Origin of the sequence: Paraburkholderia sp. RL17-337-BIB-A, assembly GCF_046025895.1 — a bacterium.
Lineage (GTDB): Bacteria > Pseudomonadota > Gammaproteobacteria > Burkholderiales > Burkholderiaceae > Paraburkholderia > Paraburkholderia fungorum_C.
In genome coordinates this window covers 2,447,604-2,462,363 of record NZ_JARESY010000002.1, presented here as the reverse complement: position 1 = coordinate 2,462,363, position 14,760 = coordinate 2,447,604, and the positions used below count along the sequence as shown (strand labels likewise).

Sequence of the window (14,760 nt, the reverse complement as noted above, 5' to 3'; positions counted from 1 at the left end):
AGCGCAAAGAATCAGCGATTCACTTCAGGCGCCAGCTATTCGCCGCTAGCTATTCGCTTCAACGGCTTCGTTCGCGCGCCGCAGCCGTTCGCGGCTATTGGACAGGTGCATGCGCATCGCCGCGCGCGCGCCTTCCGCGTCGTGCCGCGTGATCGCCTCGAGAATGCTTTCGTGCTCCAGATTGACGAGCGACAGATACGCGTCGGGCTCCGCATGCGCGATCCCTGCCGAATCGAGCCGGTTGCGCGGAATCAGTGCGCTGCCCATTTGCGTGAGGATGTCGACGAAATAACGGTTGCCCGTTGCGCGCGCGACGGAGATATGGAACTGCAGATCGGCATCGACGCTATCCAGGCCATTGTGGCGGGTGGCTTCGATCGCGTCGAGCGCGGTGCGCATGCGCGCCAGGTCGTCTGCTTTGGCCCGTTGCGCCGCGAGACCCGCGCATTCTGTTTCGAGGCTGATGCGCAACTCGAGGATCGACAGCACGTCGCGCAAGGTGGTGGCGGGCACCATGTCGATACCCAGCTTTTCGCGCGGCGGTTCCAGCACGAAGCTGCCGATGCCGTGGCGCGTCTCGATGATTTTGCCCGCCTGCAGGCGCGAAATCGCCTCGCGGATGACGGTGCGGCTCACGCTCAGCGTGACCATCAGCTGCGATTCGGTCGGCAGTTTGTCGCCTGGCTTCAAGGCGTTAGACGCAATTTGCTCGCTGACGTAGCTGACGACAAACTCGGCAAGATTGCGCGCGCGTCGTGGCGGTACCGCGGATGCCAGTGGTGTAGCCATCGAAAACGCCCCTTAAATCAGATAGTTGCAGATACTTCCCTGCGATTCATTATACCGTCGTCTGACGACTGATTATATAAACGCCAAATCATTTTGGGCATCGGCAAGAGCCCTGGCTTCGAGGCCCGGTTTCAGGCGCCTGGCGGACAAGCAGCGTTGTTTCGCCGGAGCCCCGGGGAAGTACGATAACTGCCCCTTTAACTCGCCCCGGTAGTCAGCCCGGTAGTCAGCCCGTTAGTCAGCCCCGGCGCAGTTCGACCCGCTTGATGTCCTTCACGATCACGAGGTAGCTGAACACCGTCAGCAGGGCATTCAGGCCGACGAAAACCAGTGCGCCGTTGAACGACCCGGACTTCGCGACGAGGTAGCCGATCACGATCGGCGTCACGATGCCGGCGACATTGCCGAACATATTGAAGATGGCCCCCGACAAACCTAACGCCTCCTTCGGCGACGTATCCGCCACGACGGCCCAGCCGAGCGCCCCGATGCCTTTGCCGAAGAACGCGAGCGACATCAGCGCGACGACGATCCAGTCGGTCGACACGTAATTGCAGCCGATGATGCACACCGACAGCAGCATGCCGCCGACAATCGGCACCTTGCGTGCAATCGTGAGCGAGTGGCCGCGCCGGATCATCCCATCGGACAAAATGCCGCCGAGCACGCCGCCGGAGAATCCGCAAATCGCCGGCAGCGATGCCACCAGGCCCGCTTGCAGAATCGTCATGCCGCGCGCCTGCACGAGGTAGATCGGAAACCAGGTCAGGAAGAAGTAGGTCAGCACGTTGATGCAGTACTGCGCGAGATAGACGCCGAGCAGCATGCGGTTACCCAGCAGTTGACGCACCAGCGACCAGCCGCCGGCGCTGGCGATGTCTTCAGCCCGTCCGACTTGCTTGTGCCCGTTCACCACGCCGCCGCCCTGTTCGATGTAGTCGAGTTCGGCGCGCGAGACACGCGGATGATCGGCGGGGTTCTTCATCACCTTCAGCCAGGTGAGGGCGAGCAGCAGTCCGGCCGCGCCCATCACGAGGTACACCATGTGCCAGCCGAACGCATGAGTGAGCCATGCCATCAGCGGCGTGAAGATGACCGCCGCGAAGTATTGCGCGGCATTGAAGATAGCGGACGCGGTGCCGCGTTCGTTGGTGGGAAACCAACTGGCGACGACCTTGGCATTGGCCGGAAACGCCGGCGATTCGGCCGCGCCCATCGCGAAGCGCAGCACGAACAGCGCGGCGACGGCGGCGCCTGCGCTGCCGAGGAGACCGATCGAGCTTTGCAGCAGCGTAAACAGCGACCACAGGAAAATGCTCGCCGCGTAGACGCGCCGCGCGCCGAAACGGTCGAGCAGCCAGCCCGCCGGCAGTTGCGCCAGAACATAGGCCCAGCTGAACGCCGAGAAGATGTAGCCCATCCGGATCGCGTCGAGGCCGAATTCGGCGCGCATCGCGGATCCGGTTATCGAGAGCGTGGCGCGGTCCGCGTAATTGAACGTCGTGATCAGAAAGATCAGCAGCAGAATCGCGTAGCGGACTTTAGTGCGCTTTGCGACGTGGGCGGGGCTCGCAGTGCGGCTCATTTCCATCGTGATCTCCTGAATTTTTATGCAAGCGCCCTAAAAAAACGCCCGGCGACGTTGCCGTCCCGGGCGCTCTTTGCGGTGCCGTGTGCGCGAGCCAGGCGCGTCCAGCTTCGGTCAGGCTCGCGCGGCGTGGCGCCGTGCTGCTTTACTGCGGGCCGAGCGTCTTGATGAGCGCGTCGAGCTTGGCCATTTCTTCTTCGGTCAGATCGGTCAGCGGCGCGCGTACCGGACCCGCGCTGTGGCCGACCAGCTTCGCACCGGCCTTGACGATGCTGACCGCGTAGCCCGCGCGACGATTGCGGATCGCCAGATACGGCAGGAAGAATTCGTCGATCAGCTTGCCGACGGTGGCGTGGTCGTCCGCGGCAATCGCGCGGTAGAAGTCCATCGCGGTCTTCGGAATGAAGTTGAACACAGCCGACGAATACACCGGCACGCCCAGCGCCTTGTAGGCCGCGGCATAGACTTCAGCGGTCGGCAGGCCGCCGAGGTACGAGAAACGGTCGCCCAGGCGGCGGCGGATCGTCACCATGTTCTCGATCTCGCCCACGCCGTCCTTGAAACCGATCAGGTTCGGGCAGCGCTCGGCCAGCCCTTCGAGCATGTCCGCGTTAAGCTTGGAATTCGCGCGGTTGTAAATGATCACGCCCATGTTCGGCACGGACTTGCAAACTTCTTCCGCGTGGGCCGCGATGCCTTCCTGGCAGGCTTCGGTCAGGTAGTGCGGCATCAGCAGGATGCCGTTCGCGCCGTGACGTTCGGCTTCCTTTGCATACGCGATCGCCACGCGGGTCGGGCCGCCGGCGCCGGCGAGAATCGGCACCTTGCCCTTGCAGACTTCAGCGGCGGTGCGCACGACGTTCGAGTAGTCGTCATGCGTGAGCGAGAAGAACTCGCCCGTACCGCCGGCGACGAACAGTGCCGAAGCACCGTAAGGCGCAAGCCACTCGAGGCGCTCGGCATAGGTATCGGCGCGGAAATCGCCTTGTTCGTCGAAGTCGGTAACGGGGAAGGATAGAAGGCCTTCCGAAACGATCTGCTTAAGTTCCTGCGGTGTCGTCATGATGAGTATCCAGGGCGGCGATAGAGTGAAATTGTAGAAATGGAGATTTCTTATACGTCATCGTACAACAACAAATTGACTAACTCAACGGTGTTTTCGCGGCATAATGCACGCCATAGGGTAAATACGGAACGTCTGAGCGCTTTCCCATGTTGTAGGATGACGTATGAATGGTCGGCGCACCACGCCTGAAACCGCCATAAGGATCGATGTAATGGAACAACCCCCCCTCTATATTCGCGTTCACCCCAATGACAATGTCGCGATCGTCGTCAACGACGGCGGTCTGGGTGAGGGCGCCGTATTTCCCGATGGCCTCGCCTTGCGCGAACGTGTCCCGCAGGGGCACAAGGTCGCGTTGGCCGATCTTGCGGAAGGCGACGAGGTCATCCGCTATAACGTGGTGATCGGTTACGCACTCAAGGCCTTGCCGAAGGGCAGCTGGATCAACGAGCACGTGATCCGCATGCCGAGTCCGCCTGGACTGGAAGATCTGCCGATCGCGACCATCAAGCCGCCGGAGATGCCGCCGCTGGAAGGTTTCACGTTCGAGGGCTACCGCAATGCCGACGGCTCGGTGGGCTCGCGCAACATTCTGGCCATTACGACCACGGTGCAATGCGTGGCCGATGTGGTTCAGCACGCGGTCACGCGCATCAAGGCCGAACTGCTGCCGAATTATCCCAACGTCGACGACGTGGTGAGCCTCGGCCACACCTATGGTTGCGGCGTCGCGATCGACGCGCCGGACGCGATGGTGCCGATCCGCACGGTACGCAACATCAGCCTGAATCCGAATTTCGGCGGCGAAGTGATGATGGTCAGCCTCGGTTGCGAGAAGCTGCAGCCTGAACGTCTGATGCCGCCGGGCACGATTCCGATTGCCGCGGCTGCGAATGTCGCCGAAGTCGCCGACATTGGCGATATCGAGGCCGACATGAACGGCGGCGTGGTGGTGCTTCAGGACGACTCGCACGTCGGCTTCCAGTCGATGATCGAGTCGATCATGAGAATGGCCGACGGCCATCTGAAGCGGCTGAATAACCGCCGTCGCGAAACCTGTCCGGCCTCCGATCTGGTGATCGGCGTGCAATGCGGCGGCAGCGACGCGTTTTCCGGGCTGACCGCGAATCCCGCAGTGGGCTTCGCCACCGATCTGCTGGTGCGCGCCGGCGCGACGGTGATGTTCTCCGAGGTCACCGAAGTGCGCGACGGCGTCGATCAACTGACGGCGCGCGCGGCCAACGCGGATGTGGCTGCCGCGATCATCCGCGAGATGCAGTGGTACGACGATTATCTGAAGCGCGGCGGTGCCGACCGTAGCGCCAACACCACGCCTGGCAACAAGAAAGGCGGCTTGTCCAACATCGTTGAAAAGGCAATGGGCTCGATTATCAAGTCGGGCAACTCGGCGATCTCCGGCGTGCTGTCGCCGGGAGAAAAGGTTAGGCAGAAGGGCCTGATTTACGCGGCCACGCCGGCCAGCGATTTCATCTGCGGCACCCTGCAAGTCGCGGCGGGCATCACGCTGCATGTGTTCACCACGGGCCGCGGCACGCCGTACAGCCTCGCGGAAGTGCCCGTCATCAAGGTGGCGACGCGCTCCGATCTCGCGCGCCGCTGGCACGATCTGATGGACATCGACGCCGGTAGCATTGCAACCGGCGCGGCGACGATCGAAGACGTGGGTTGGGAGCTGTTCCGCCTGATGCTCGACGTCGCAAGCGGACGTAAAGAGACCTGCGCGGAGAAACTCAAACTCCACAACGCATTGACGTTGTTCAATCCGGCGCCGGTGACCTGATCGTGCTGCGAGTGCCGGCAGTGCTGATGGTGGTGCTGACGGTGGCTGAAATTCATCAAGACAAGAACTGAGACATGACTGACTCGAACCTTGACCGCGCAGCGGCAAAGAAACCCTTCCGCCGTCTTCTGCTCACCGGCGCCGCCGGTAATCTCGGCCAGCAATTGCGCGGTGCGCTCGCCGCGTGGGCCGATGTTGTGCGCATCAGCGATATCGCGCCGCTGGGCGACGTGGCGACGCATGAAGAAGCCTCGATCGTGAATCTCGCGGATGAAGCCGCGGTTCACGCGTTGCTCGAAGGCGTGGATGCGGTTGTTCATCTCGGCGGCATATCCGTCGAGGCGCCGTTCGAAGATCTGCTCGAGGCGAATATTCGCGGCCTGTACAACCTCTATTCGGCCGCGCAGAAGCAGGGCGTCAAGCGCATCGTCTACGCGAGCTCGAATCATGTGGTGGGTTTCCATCCGACCACGTCGGTGCTCGATATCGACGCGCCGCCGCGTCCCGACACCCTGTACGGCGTGACAAAGTGCTTTGGCGAATCGCTGTCGCGCTATTACTTCGACCGCTTTGGTCTCGAGACGGTGTGCCTGCGCATCGGCTCGTCGTTCGAACAACCGAAGAATCCGCGCATGCTCGTCACCTATCTGAGCTTTCGCGACTTCATCGAACTGGTGCGCTGCTCGCTGTTCACCAACCGGGTCGGGCACGCGATCGTCTATGGCGTGTCGGATAACCGGGCCAAGTGGGTGGATAACACCAAGGCCGCGTTCCTCGGCTTTCGTCCGCAGGACAGTTCGGTCGAGTTCGAGCACCTCTTTCCCATCGCGGCGCCTACCGCCGAGCTCGATGACCCGGCCCAGCATTTCCAGGGTGGCGCCTTCATACTGACCGGGCCGATGGAGCCGAAGCGATGAGCGCGCTGGCGCACCCGCCCGTGGAGCGTGTAGAAGCGGCGGGGCAGGTGCCCGCATCGGTCGGCGAGAGTCCGGTATGGCGTGCGGCGGAACAGGCGCTCTACTGGGTGGATATTCCGGCGCGGAAGATCGTGCGGCTGCGGGTCGGTTCGGGAGAGCGGTCTGAATGGGTGTTGCCGGAGAAAGTGGCTTGCTTCGCGTTCGACAACCGCGGCACTGTATTGGCGGGCTGCGAGACGGGACTTTTCGCGGTCACGCTAACGGAAAGCACGCCTAAGGGTGCATCCAGCGCCGAACCGCAGGCCGTGACCGGCAGGAAGCTCGCCGCGCCGGTCTTCGCGTTCGACGATATGCGCTTCAACGACGGCCGTTGCGACCGGCAGGGACGCTTCTGGTCGGGCACGATGGTGCAGGACATGGCGGCGGCGAATCCCGCCGGCGCGCTCTATCGCTTCGATGAGCACGGCGTCTTGTCGCAGCCGGTCGTCGACGCGTTGATCACGCAAAACGGTCTGGCGTGGTCGCCCGATGGGACCACGATGTATCTGTCGGACTCGCATCCTCTGCGCAGGCAAATCTGGGCCTTCGATTACGACACCGAAACGGGCGAGCCGAGCAATCGGCGCGTGTTCGCTGATCTGCATGATTACGCCGGGCGTCCCGACGGTGCCGCGGTGGACGCAGACGGCTGCTACTGGATCTGCGCGAACGACGCGGGCCTGTTGCTCCGCTTTACGCCGCAAGGCAAGCTCGACCGACAGATTGCCGTGCCGGCCGTGAAGCCGGCGATGTGCGCGTTCGGCGGCAACAATCTGGATACGCTGTTCGTGACGTCGATTCGTCCCGCCGCTGGCGCAAACGAACACGACGGCCATCTCTTTGCTGTTCGCCCTGGTGTGACCGGGCTGCCCGAGCCCGAATACGCGGGCGAACTCTAATCGATAAGCACATCAGGCGCGCCGGGGTGGGTCAGACCCGGCGCGATTGACCCCATGGTCGCTTGATTCATCACTCGTCGTACAACGTTTCTCTGCGTTGTGGTGTAGGGACGACATTTTGAGGCGCTTATATCAAGAAAAACAGCGCGTCCGGACACCTGCCCGACGACTCAGCGTCGTTTGCTTGCCGCTGCGGTAAGCCTTTGCGCCACGCCACGCCGGTCACTCGTACCGATACATCGAGCCTGCGGGTAAATACTGGCTGTACAACATAGAACGTGTTTTATAGACTTCATATGTCGTCGTACAACGTATAAGTCAACGGCGAATTCCTTTCCGTGAATTTCGAGATTGCTGGACTTAAGGCGAGGTTCTTAATGCGCATATTCCCTGCGCATTAAGACCGATCCCGATGTAGTCGAAGTAGAGAAGTTGAGTCGTCCCAGAGGAGTGCTGAGGATCTGTGCCGGGGACATTGCATGGGACCAGCACGTTAGTACTCTCGCCGCCCGAAAGGGCGGTAATCGTACGGCAGAGAAAAAAGGCGCGGCATTTTTTTGAAGCCGGGAGACGCATTAAAAAACCATGTCGCAGCATCCGTCAGCGGCCTTCCGCAATCGGTTGCTATTTTTCAAGGAATGTCACGATGAACAAGAAGTTTGCCTCTTCCCGTGTTTCGATGATTGTCGCGGCCTCCGTGCTGGCGTTCAGCACCGTGTCGGCACATGCCCGCGTGTTTCGTGTGGCGGACGTGCATAGCGACAGCTTTCCGACCAACATGGCCGTGAAGTACATGGGCGACGAAATCAGCAAGGCAACCGGTGGCAAGGATTCCGTAAAGGTCTTCGGCAACAGCGCGCTGGGTTCCGAAAACGACACGATCGATCAGGTGCGTATCGGCGCACTGGACATGGCGCGCGCCAACGGTGCTGCGTTCAACGAGATCGTTCCTGAATCGATGATCCCGTCGCTGCCGTTCCTGTTTCGCGACATCGATCAATTCCGCAAGGTCATGTACGGTCCGGAAGGCCAGAAGATTCTCGACGCCTTTACGGCGAAGGGCATGATCGCGCTCACGTTCTATGAGAGCGGCGCGCGCTCGATCTATGCGAAGAAGGCGATCCATTCACCGGCCGACATGAAGGGCGTCAAGGTACGCGTGCAGCCTTCGGATCTGATGGTCGACGAAATCAAGGCGATGGGCGGCACGCCGACACCGATGCCGTTCGCCGAAGTCTATACGGGCCTGAAGACGGGTCTGGTCGATGCCGCGGAAAACAACATACCGTCGTACGAAGAGACCAAGCACTTCGAAGTCGCACAGGTCTATTCCGAAACCGATCATTCAATGACGCCGGAAGTCCTGGTGTTCTCCAAGAAGGTGTGGGACACGCTGACGCCGCAAGAGCAGACCATTATCAAAAAGGCTGCGGCTGACTCGGTGCCTTACTACCAGAAGCTGTGGACCGCGCGCGAAGCCGACGCGGCAAAGACGGTTATCAAGGGCGGCGCGACGATCGTCCCCGCCTCGCAGATCGACCGTCCGGCTTTCGTGAAGGCGATGCAACCGGTCTGGGCGAAGTACGAGAAGACGCCGGCAATGAAGCAGATCGTCGACGAAATTCAGGCAGTCAAGTAATTCGCCGGTAGAGCGGTAGCGAAAGGCCTTGCAGCAGGCGCTGCGGGTCTTTCGCGCCGCGCGGTTTCCTGCACCGGCGATAGTCAGCAGGATTCCTGAAGATTAAAAATAAGTTCGTTGTATGCAAGGATGGGTTCAATGCGATTCATGAAGCGCCCAAATGATTTTCTCTTCCGCGCACTGGTGGTCGTGGCGGCGGTGAGTCTTGCCGTGCTATGCGTGTTGGTGATTTATAGCGTCGTAATGCGCTATGTCTTCAGCGATGCACCGGATTTCGTCGAGCCCATTGCCCTTTTGCTGGTGATTGTGATCGCCATGTTCGGCGCAGCGCTCAAGGTTCGAGAGGGCGGCCATATCGGGCTCGATTCATTCGTCAAGAAATTGCCGCTGAAAGCTCAAGTGGTCGCGCATGCGTTCCAGCATCTCTGCCTGATTGTGCTGGCCGGGGCGATCTTCTTCGGCTGCCTGCAGATGGCGGAGACGACCATGAACGACAAGATTCCGATTCTGGGTCTGTCGGAAGCACTTCGTTACCTCATTCCGATCGTTGCCAGTGTCTGCATCGCTCTGTTCTCATTCGAGAACTTGCTCGGGCTTTTCGCACGGAAACAAACATAGAAGAATCATGGAACTTGCCATCCTCTCAGTTAGCTTCCTCGTTTTCCTCGTACTCGGGGTTCCTGTTTCGTTCGCGCTGGGGCTCTCGTGCGTCCTGACCTATCTGCATGAAGGATTGCCGGCGGCCACCGCCATGCAGTCGATGATTTCGGGTATGAACGCGTTTTCGTTCCTCGCGGTCCCGTTCTTCATATTCTCCGGCGAGTTGATGTTGCACGGCGGTATCGCCGACCGCATCCTGCGTTTCGCGCAGGCCACCGTGGGTCATTTTCGCGGTGGGCTCGGCATGGCCAACGTGGTCGCGTGCACCTTGTTCGGCGGCGTGTCCGGTTCGCCGACGGCAGACACCTCAGCCATGGGTGGCGTCGTGATTCCGATGATGAAGCGCGAGGGCTATAGCGCGGCCTATGCGGTCAACGTGACGACTCATTCGTCATTGGCCGGTGCGCTGATGCCTACGTCGACGAACATGATCATTTACGCCTTCGCGGCCCAAGGCATCACCGGGACGTTGAATGGTCAGCAGCTGAGCGGTGTGTCGATCGGCGATCTGTTGTTTTCTGGTCTGTTGCCGGTTCTGTGGGTGATGGGTTTCGTGCTCATTGCTGCGTACTGGCAAGCGGTCAAGTACGGTTATCCGCGCAGTGCTGACGGTTCGACCGAATTGCAGCGCTTTCCCGGCTGGCTCGCGGTGGCCCGCACGTTCCTCGGCGCATTGCCCGGCTTGATGGTGATTGCGATCATCCTGGTCTGCGTGTCGAGAGGGATTGCCACAGCGACGGAAGCAGCAGCCATTGCCGTGGCTTATTCGCTGGTGTTGACCATCGTCGTCTATCGCACGATGACGATGAAGAAGCTTGCTCATGCGCTTGGGAAGGCGGCTAAAACCACCGGCGTCGTACTGCTGCTGATCGGCGTGTCGAACATGCTGCGTTTCCAGATGGCGTATCTGGAGATTCCCGACGCGATCGAACACATGCTTGACGGTGCGACGAGCCTGCCCTGGCTGATGCTGCTTTACATCAACGTCATCCAGATTTTCCTCGGCACGTTCGTCGACATGGCCGCGCACATCCTGATCACCACGCCATTGTTCCTGCCGATGGCGATGCACGCCGGCGTTGGCCCGGTGCAGTTCGGGATCATGATTCTGCTGAATTGTTCATTGGGCCTCGTGCATCCGCCGATCGGTTCGGTGCAGTTCATTGGTTGCGCGATCGGCAATGTTTCCATCGGCGAAACCACCAAGGTGGCGTGGCCGTATTACCTGGCGATCTTCAGCGCGATCAATATTGTGACGTACGTGCCGATGTTTTCGACGTGGTTGCCGAGTCTGATCAATGGCCACCCGGTGTTTTGAACGTTTGATCAAGAGTTAGCGCTGGTGAGGCACTGCCAGACATGAAGAACGGGTCAGCGTGATCAGCATGGTGACCCGCGTGTCACTGTTTCAAAGCGAATTATTAACAACAAGAAGGGACGATGTGATGAAACGTTATAAAGAAGCCGCCGTCGCCGTCGCCGGCCTGGCAGCCATGTTTGCTACGGGCGCAGCCTTTGCGCAGAGCAGCGTGACGCTGTATGGAGTTCTGGATACCGGGGTGGGTTATCTGAGCAGCCAGGCACCCACGACTGGCGCGACCTCGGGCGGGAAATCGGTGACCAAGTTGATCGAAGGGGTGTGGGGCGGCGAGCGCTTCGGGTTCAAGGGGAGTGAAGACCTGGGCGGCGGCACCAAGGCGATCTTCCAGCTTGAAGAGGGTTACAACGTCGACAACGGCGCGCAGAGCAAGTCCGGTCTGATGTTCAGCCGTGCTTCCTGGGTCGGCCTGACCAATAACACCTACGGTACGTTCACCGCCGGTCGCCAGTACACGCCGTACTACAACATGCTCGCGCAGTATGGCCCGACCCCGTGGCTGACTGGCGCCTTCGGTGCCCATCCGGGCGACCTTGACGCGCTTGATACGGACTACCGCGTCAACAATGCACTCGTCTACACCTCGCCCTCGTTCGCCGGTCTGAAGGTGAGCGGCATGTACGCGCTGGGCGGCGTGGCTGGTGCATTCAACTCCGGTGCGTCGTGGAGCGTCGGTGCGCAGTATCTGGCGGGTGCCGCTGGTATTGGCGTCGGCTTCGCGCGTTTTAACAACGCGACGAGCGGCGGTGGCGCCTGGAGCGCCAACTCGACGGCCTATTCCGGCACCGGCGAGCAGGGTGAGTCGAGCATTACGAACGGCTACCAGAACGCAGCGGCGCAGCAGCGCTTTGCTGTGACGGGCGGCTATCAGTTCAACTCGCAGTGGGACGTCTCGGCGTCGTATTCGAACGTGCAATACATCGCCGGCCCCAACTCGGGCTTCGCGACGACCGCGATCTTCAACACGGGCGGCGCGGTGCTGCATTACAAGCCGGCTGTGGCGTGGGACCTGGCTGCCGGCTATAGCTACACGCGTGCGACGCAGGCCAACGGCGTGCAGGACGCGGCGAGCTATCAGCAGTTCAACCTGACCCAGCTCTATAACCTCTCCAAGCGCACCCGGATCTATGTGCTGGAAGCGTATCAGCGAGCCAACGGCCAGACGATCAACGGCGGCAAGGTCGTCACTGCGACCGCGGCTATCGGCGAGCAATCTGCGGCGTCGAGCCGTAGCCAGTTCGGCGCGACTGTGGGTATCAATCACCAGTTCTGATGCAGTAGCAGCTTGAGGGGGCGCCGGGTAAGACCCGGCGCCGCCATCGATGCAGTAATTGTCGCTGTCTGATTGTTTTGCGGTGAAGGCTGGTGCTGCGTAGCGGCGCCAGCCTTCATCGCATCAGCACCACCGGGTGTCCTCGTTACCCATTCCCTCCCACGGCTCGAGCGCCATCCCTTCATGCGGTAGCGGCGCCCGGCCTTGGTGCGTCGCGCACGTCGTCCGGCTGAAGATGAATCCGGTGACGGCGTTTTCAGCACCCAGGATCCAAATCCCACCACGTAACCCGCGAACGCCGCCCGACCCTCACACGGTTGGATCGGACCGCAAACGTCCAGCCGTCGCCCAGTTTTCGCTTTTGACGCCAGTGAGAACGATGTCCACCGAGTCCGGTTCGACGCCGAGCGGTTCACAGGTCGCTTTAGTGATGGTTTCGACGAACCGGCACGTCTGCCATGGGCGGTGTAGTCATTCCGCTGATGAAACGCGAAAGTTACAGCTCGGTCCTATGCGGTCAATGTGACGACCCATTCGTCGCTGGCGGGCGCGTTGATGCCCACGTCGACGAACATGATCTTCTACGCGTTCGCGGCCCAAGGCATCACCGGGACGCTGAACAGTCATCCGGTGAGGGGTGTGTCGATCGGCGATCTGTTGTTTTCTGGTCTGTTGCCGGTTCTGTGGGTGATGGGTTTCGTGCTCATTGCTGCGTACTGGCATGCGGTCAAGTAGGGTTATCCGCGCCGCGCTGACGGTCGACCGAATTGCAGCGCTTTCCCGGCTGGCTCGCGGTGGCCCGCACGTTCCTCGGCGCATTGCCCGGCTTGATGGTGATTGCGATCATTCTGGTTTGCGTGTCGAGAGGGATTGCCGCAGCGACGGAAGCAGCAGCCGTTGCCGTGGCTTATTCGCGGGTGTTGACCATCGTCGTCCATCGCGCGATGACGATGAAGAAGCTCTCTCATGCGTTGTCCAAGGCGGCTAAGACCGCCGGCGTGGTGCTGCTGCTGATCGGCGTGTCGAACATGCTGCGTTTCCAGATTGCTTATCTGGAGATCCCCGACGCGATCGAACACATGCTCGACGGTGCAACAAGCCTGCCGCGGTTGATGCTGCTTTACATCAACATCATCCCGATCTTCTTCGGTACGTTTGTCGACATAGCGGCGCACATCCTGATCACCACGCCGTTGTTCCTGCCCACGGCATGCATGCCGGCGTCGATCCCGTGCAGTTCATCAGCTGCGCAATCGGCAATGTGTCGATAGGTGAAATCACCAAGGTGGCGTGGCCGTATTACCTGGCTATCTTCAGCGCCATTGGTATCGTGACATACGTACCTATGTTTTCGACGTGATTGCCGAGCCTGATCAATGGCCACCCAATGTTTGGAACACCTTATTAAAAGTCCGCGCCGGTGTGGCACTGCCGGGCAAAAAAATAAATTTTTTACAGAGGAGCACAAATGAAAAAGGCAATCGCAACCTCGGCCCTTGGGTTGGTCGCCCTCGGCGCGCACGCGCAATCCAGCGTGACGTTGTACGGTATCGTCGATACGGGGATCGGCTATCAAAGCAGCTCGACGTCGCTCGGTTCGACGACGGGCGGTCGTTCGGTCGTCAAGATGGTCAACGGCATCTGGGCGGGCAGCCGCTTCGGCCTGAAGGGCAGTGAGGATCTGGGCGGCGGCACAAAGGCGATCTTCCAGTTGGAAGAAGGCTTTAACAGTGCAAACGGCGCGCAGAGCGTGAGCGGTCTGATGTTCAGCCGTCAGGCTTACGTCGGTGTGGCCAATTCCACCTTCGGTACGTTGACGGCTGGCCGCCAGTACACGTCGTACTACACGCTGCTGTCGCCCTATAGCCCGACCACGTGGCTGACCGGCGCTTACGGCGCGCACCCGGGCGATATCGATTCGCTGGATACGCTCTACCGTGCCAACAACTCGCTGGTGTACACGTCGCCAAACATGTACGGCCTGACGGTGAGCGGTTCGTATTCGCTGGGTGGCGTACCGGGCAGCACCAATGCGGGTTCGACGTGGAGCGCCGCGGTTCAGTACCTGAACGGCCCGTTCGGCATTGCAGCGGGCTTCCAGCGCATCAACAACTCGACGCCTGGTGGTGGTGCCTGGGGTGCTGACTCCACGACGTCGAATGCGGGCGCGCAGCCAGGCGTGTCGGGCATCAATAATGGCTACCAGACGGCGCAGGCGCAGCAGCGCATTGCGGTGACGGGCGGCTACGCGTTCAGTTCGCAATGGGATGTCTCGTTTGCGTACTCGAACGTGCAATACATTCCAGGTGTGAACTCGAGGTTCGTCAGCCAGGCGACCTTCAACACGGCGGGCGCGGTCCTGCACTTCAAGCCGCTGACGGCGCTGGATCTGGCCGCGGGTTATAGCTACACGCGTGCCACGGAATCGAACGGTATTTCGAGCGCGGCGACCTATCAGCAGTTCAACCTCTCGCAGTACTACAGCCTGTCCAAGCGCACGGGTCTGTACGCGCTGGAAGCCTATCAGCGTGCGGGTGGCCAGACGATCGGAACGAACGGCCGGAGCATCATCGAAGCAACGGCCGATATCGGCGATGGCCAGAACGGCGCGCCGTCTTCGTCGCGCAGCCAGGTTGCTGTCGGCGTGGGCATCATCCACAAGTTCTAATCGTGTAGTGAAGTGGCGGCGTCAGGAGTCGCCGCCGCGGCGA

At 60.8% G+C, this 14,760-nt stretch carries 11 protein-coding genes and 2 pseudogenes; 9 read left to right on the top strand and 4 right to left on the bottom strand.

All coding sequences use genetic code 11. The features are described from left to right. Positions 1–45: 45 nt before the first annotated feature. The 3 genes from P0D84_RS31695 to kdgD all read right to left on the bottom strand — a co-directional run bounded on the left by P0D84_RS31695 (position 46) and on the right by kdgD (position 3,440). On the bottom strand, positions 46–789 hold the full coding sequence (locus P0D84_RS31695; protein ID WP_408343162.1) for a FadR/GntR family transcriptional regulator: 744 nt from the start codon (positions 787–789) through the stop codon (positions 46–48). A 238-nt stretch (positions 790–1,027) separates the two neighbouring features. After that, positions 1,028–2,380, bottom strand: a complete 1,353-nt coding sequence (locus P0D84_RS31690; RefSeq protein ID WP_408343160.1) for an MFS transporter — start codon at positions 2,378–2,380, stop codon at positions 1,028–1,030. Positions 2,381–2,522: 142 nt separating this feature from the next. Next, on the bottom strand, positions 2,523–3,440 hold the full coding sequence (gene kdgD / locus P0D84_RS31685; protein WP_105509632.1) for a 5-dehydro-4-deoxyglucarate dehydratase: 918 nt from the start codon (positions 3,438–3,440) through the stop codon (positions 2,523–2,525). A gap of 214 nt (positions 3,441–3,654) precedes the next feature. Between kdgD and garD the strand changes: the two genes are divergently transcribed. From garD to P0D84_RS31650, 7 genes are all read left to right on the top strand, one after another. Next, complete coding sequence (garD, locus tag P0D84_RS31680; protein ID WP_408343158.1) at positions 3,655–5,244, top strand: galactarate dehydratase; 1,590 nt, start codon at positions 3,655–3,657, stop codon at positions 5,242–5,244. A 74-nt stretch (positions 5,245–5,318) separates the two neighbouring features. Continuing rightward, positions 5,319–6,161: an NAD-dependent epimerase/dehydratase family protein gene (locus P0D84_RS31675; protein ID WP_408343156.1), complete on the top strand. Its 843-nt coding sequence runs from the start codon at positions 5,319–5,321 to the stop codon at positions 6,159–6,161. Further along, a complete protein-coding gene (locus P0D84_RS31670) occupies positions 6,158–7,099 on the top strand; it encodes an SMP-30/gluconolactonase/LRE family protein (protein WP_408343154.1) in 942 nt (313 codons plus the stop codon). Before P0D84_RS31675 ends, P0D84_RS31670 begins: the two co-directional genes overlap by 4 nt. Before the next feature lie 646 nt (positions 7,100–7,745). After that, complete coding sequence (locus P0D84_RS31665) at positions 7,746–8,738, top strand: TRAP transporter substrate-binding protein (protein WP_408343152.1); 993 nt, start codon at positions 7,746–7,748, stop codon at positions 8,736–8,738. A 147-nt stretch (positions 8,739–8,885) separates the two neighbouring features. Next, a complete protein-coding gene (locus P0D84_RS31660) occupies positions 8,886–9,356 on the top strand; it encodes a TRAP transporter small permease (RefSeq protein ID WP_408343150.1) in 471 nt (156 codons plus the stop codon). 7 nt (positions 9,357–9,363) lie between these two features. Beyond that, the gene (locus P0D84_RS31655; RefSeq protein WP_408343148.1) at positions 9,364–10,716 is read left to right on the top strand and encodes a TRAP transporter large permease; all 1,353 of its coding nucleotides are present in this window, start codon (positions 9,364–9,366) and stop codon (positions 10,714–10,716) included. 127 nt (positions 10,717–10,843) lie between these two features. Further along, on the top strand, positions 10,844–12,049 hold the full coding sequence (locus P0D84_RS31650) for a porin (RefSeq protein WP_408343146.1): 1,206 nt from the start codon (positions 10,844–10,846) through the stop codon (positions 12,047–12,049). A 309-nt stretch (positions 12,050–12,358) separates the two neighbouring features. Here P0D84_RS31650 and P0D84_RS31645 read toward each other — a convergent pair. Next, a pseudogene (locus tag P0D84_RS31645) lies at positions 12,359–12,505 on the bottom strand (tautomerase family protein); the annotation flags it as partial. On the opposite strand from P0D84_RS31645, the pseudogene P0D84_RS31640 reads away from it, so the two are divergent. Further along, a pseudogene (locus P0D84_RS31640) lies at positions 12,499–13,409 on the top strand (TRAP transporter large permease subunit); the annotation flags it as partial. The pseudogenes P0D84_RS31645 and P0D84_RS31640 sit on opposite strands and share 7 nt — an antisense overlap. Before the next feature lie 108 nt (positions 13,410–13,517). After that, positions 13,518–14,717 carry a porin gene (locus P0D84_RS31635; RefSeq protein ID WP_408343144.1) on the top strand — a complete coding sequence of 400 codons (1,200 nt, stop codon included), beginning with the start codon at positions 13,518–13,520 and terminating at the stop codon, positions 14,715–14,717. Positions 14,718–14,760: the final 43 nt, after the last annotated feature.

Bases quoted from the DNA above. Each gene is read 5' to 3' on its own strand.
- P0D84_RS31675 (WP_408343156.1), top strand. From the start codon at position 5,319: ATGACTGACTCGAACCTTGACCGCGCAGCGGCAAAGAAACCCTTCCGC.
- P0D84_RS31655 (WP_408343148.1), top strand. From the start codon at position 9,364: ATGGAACTTGCCATCCTCTCAGTTAGCTTCCTCGTTTTCCTCGTACTC.
- garD (WP_408343158.1), top strand. From the start codon at position 3,655: ATGGAACAACCCCCCCTCTATATTCGCGTTCACCCCAATGACAATGTC.
- P0D84_RS31665 (WP_408343152.1), top strand. From the start codon at position 7,746: ATGAACAAGAAGTTTGCCTCTTCCCGTGTTTCGATGATTGTCGCGGCC.
- P0D84_RS31695 (WP_408343162.1), bottom strand. From the start codon at position 789: ATGGCTACACCACTGGCATCCGCGGTACCGCCACGACGCGCGCGCAAT.
- P0D84_RS31690 (WP_408343160.1), bottom strand. From the start codon at position 2,380: ATGGAAATGAGCCGCACTGCGAGCCCCGCCCACGTCGCAAAGCGCACT.
- P0D84_RS31650 (WP_408343146.1), top strand. From the start codon at position 10,844: ATGAAACGTTATAAAGAAGCCGCCGTCGCCGTCGCCGGCCTGGCAGCC.
- P0D84_RS31635 (WP_408343144.1), top strand. From the start codon at position 13,518: ATGAAAAAGGCAATCGCAACCTCGGCCCTTGGGTTGGTCGCCCTCGGC.
- P0D84_RS31670 (WP_408343154.1), top strand. From the start codon at position 6,158: ATGAGCGCGCTGGCGCACCCGCCCGTGGAGCGTGTAGAAGCGGCGGGG.
- P0D84_RS31660 (WP_408343150.1), top strand. From the start codon at position 8,886: ATGAAGCGCCCAAATGATTTTCTCTTCCGCGCACTGGTGGTCGTGGCG.
- kdgD (WP_105509632.1), bottom strand. From the start codon at position 3,440: ATGACGACACCGCAGGAACTTAAGCAGATCGTTTCGGAAGGCCTTCTA.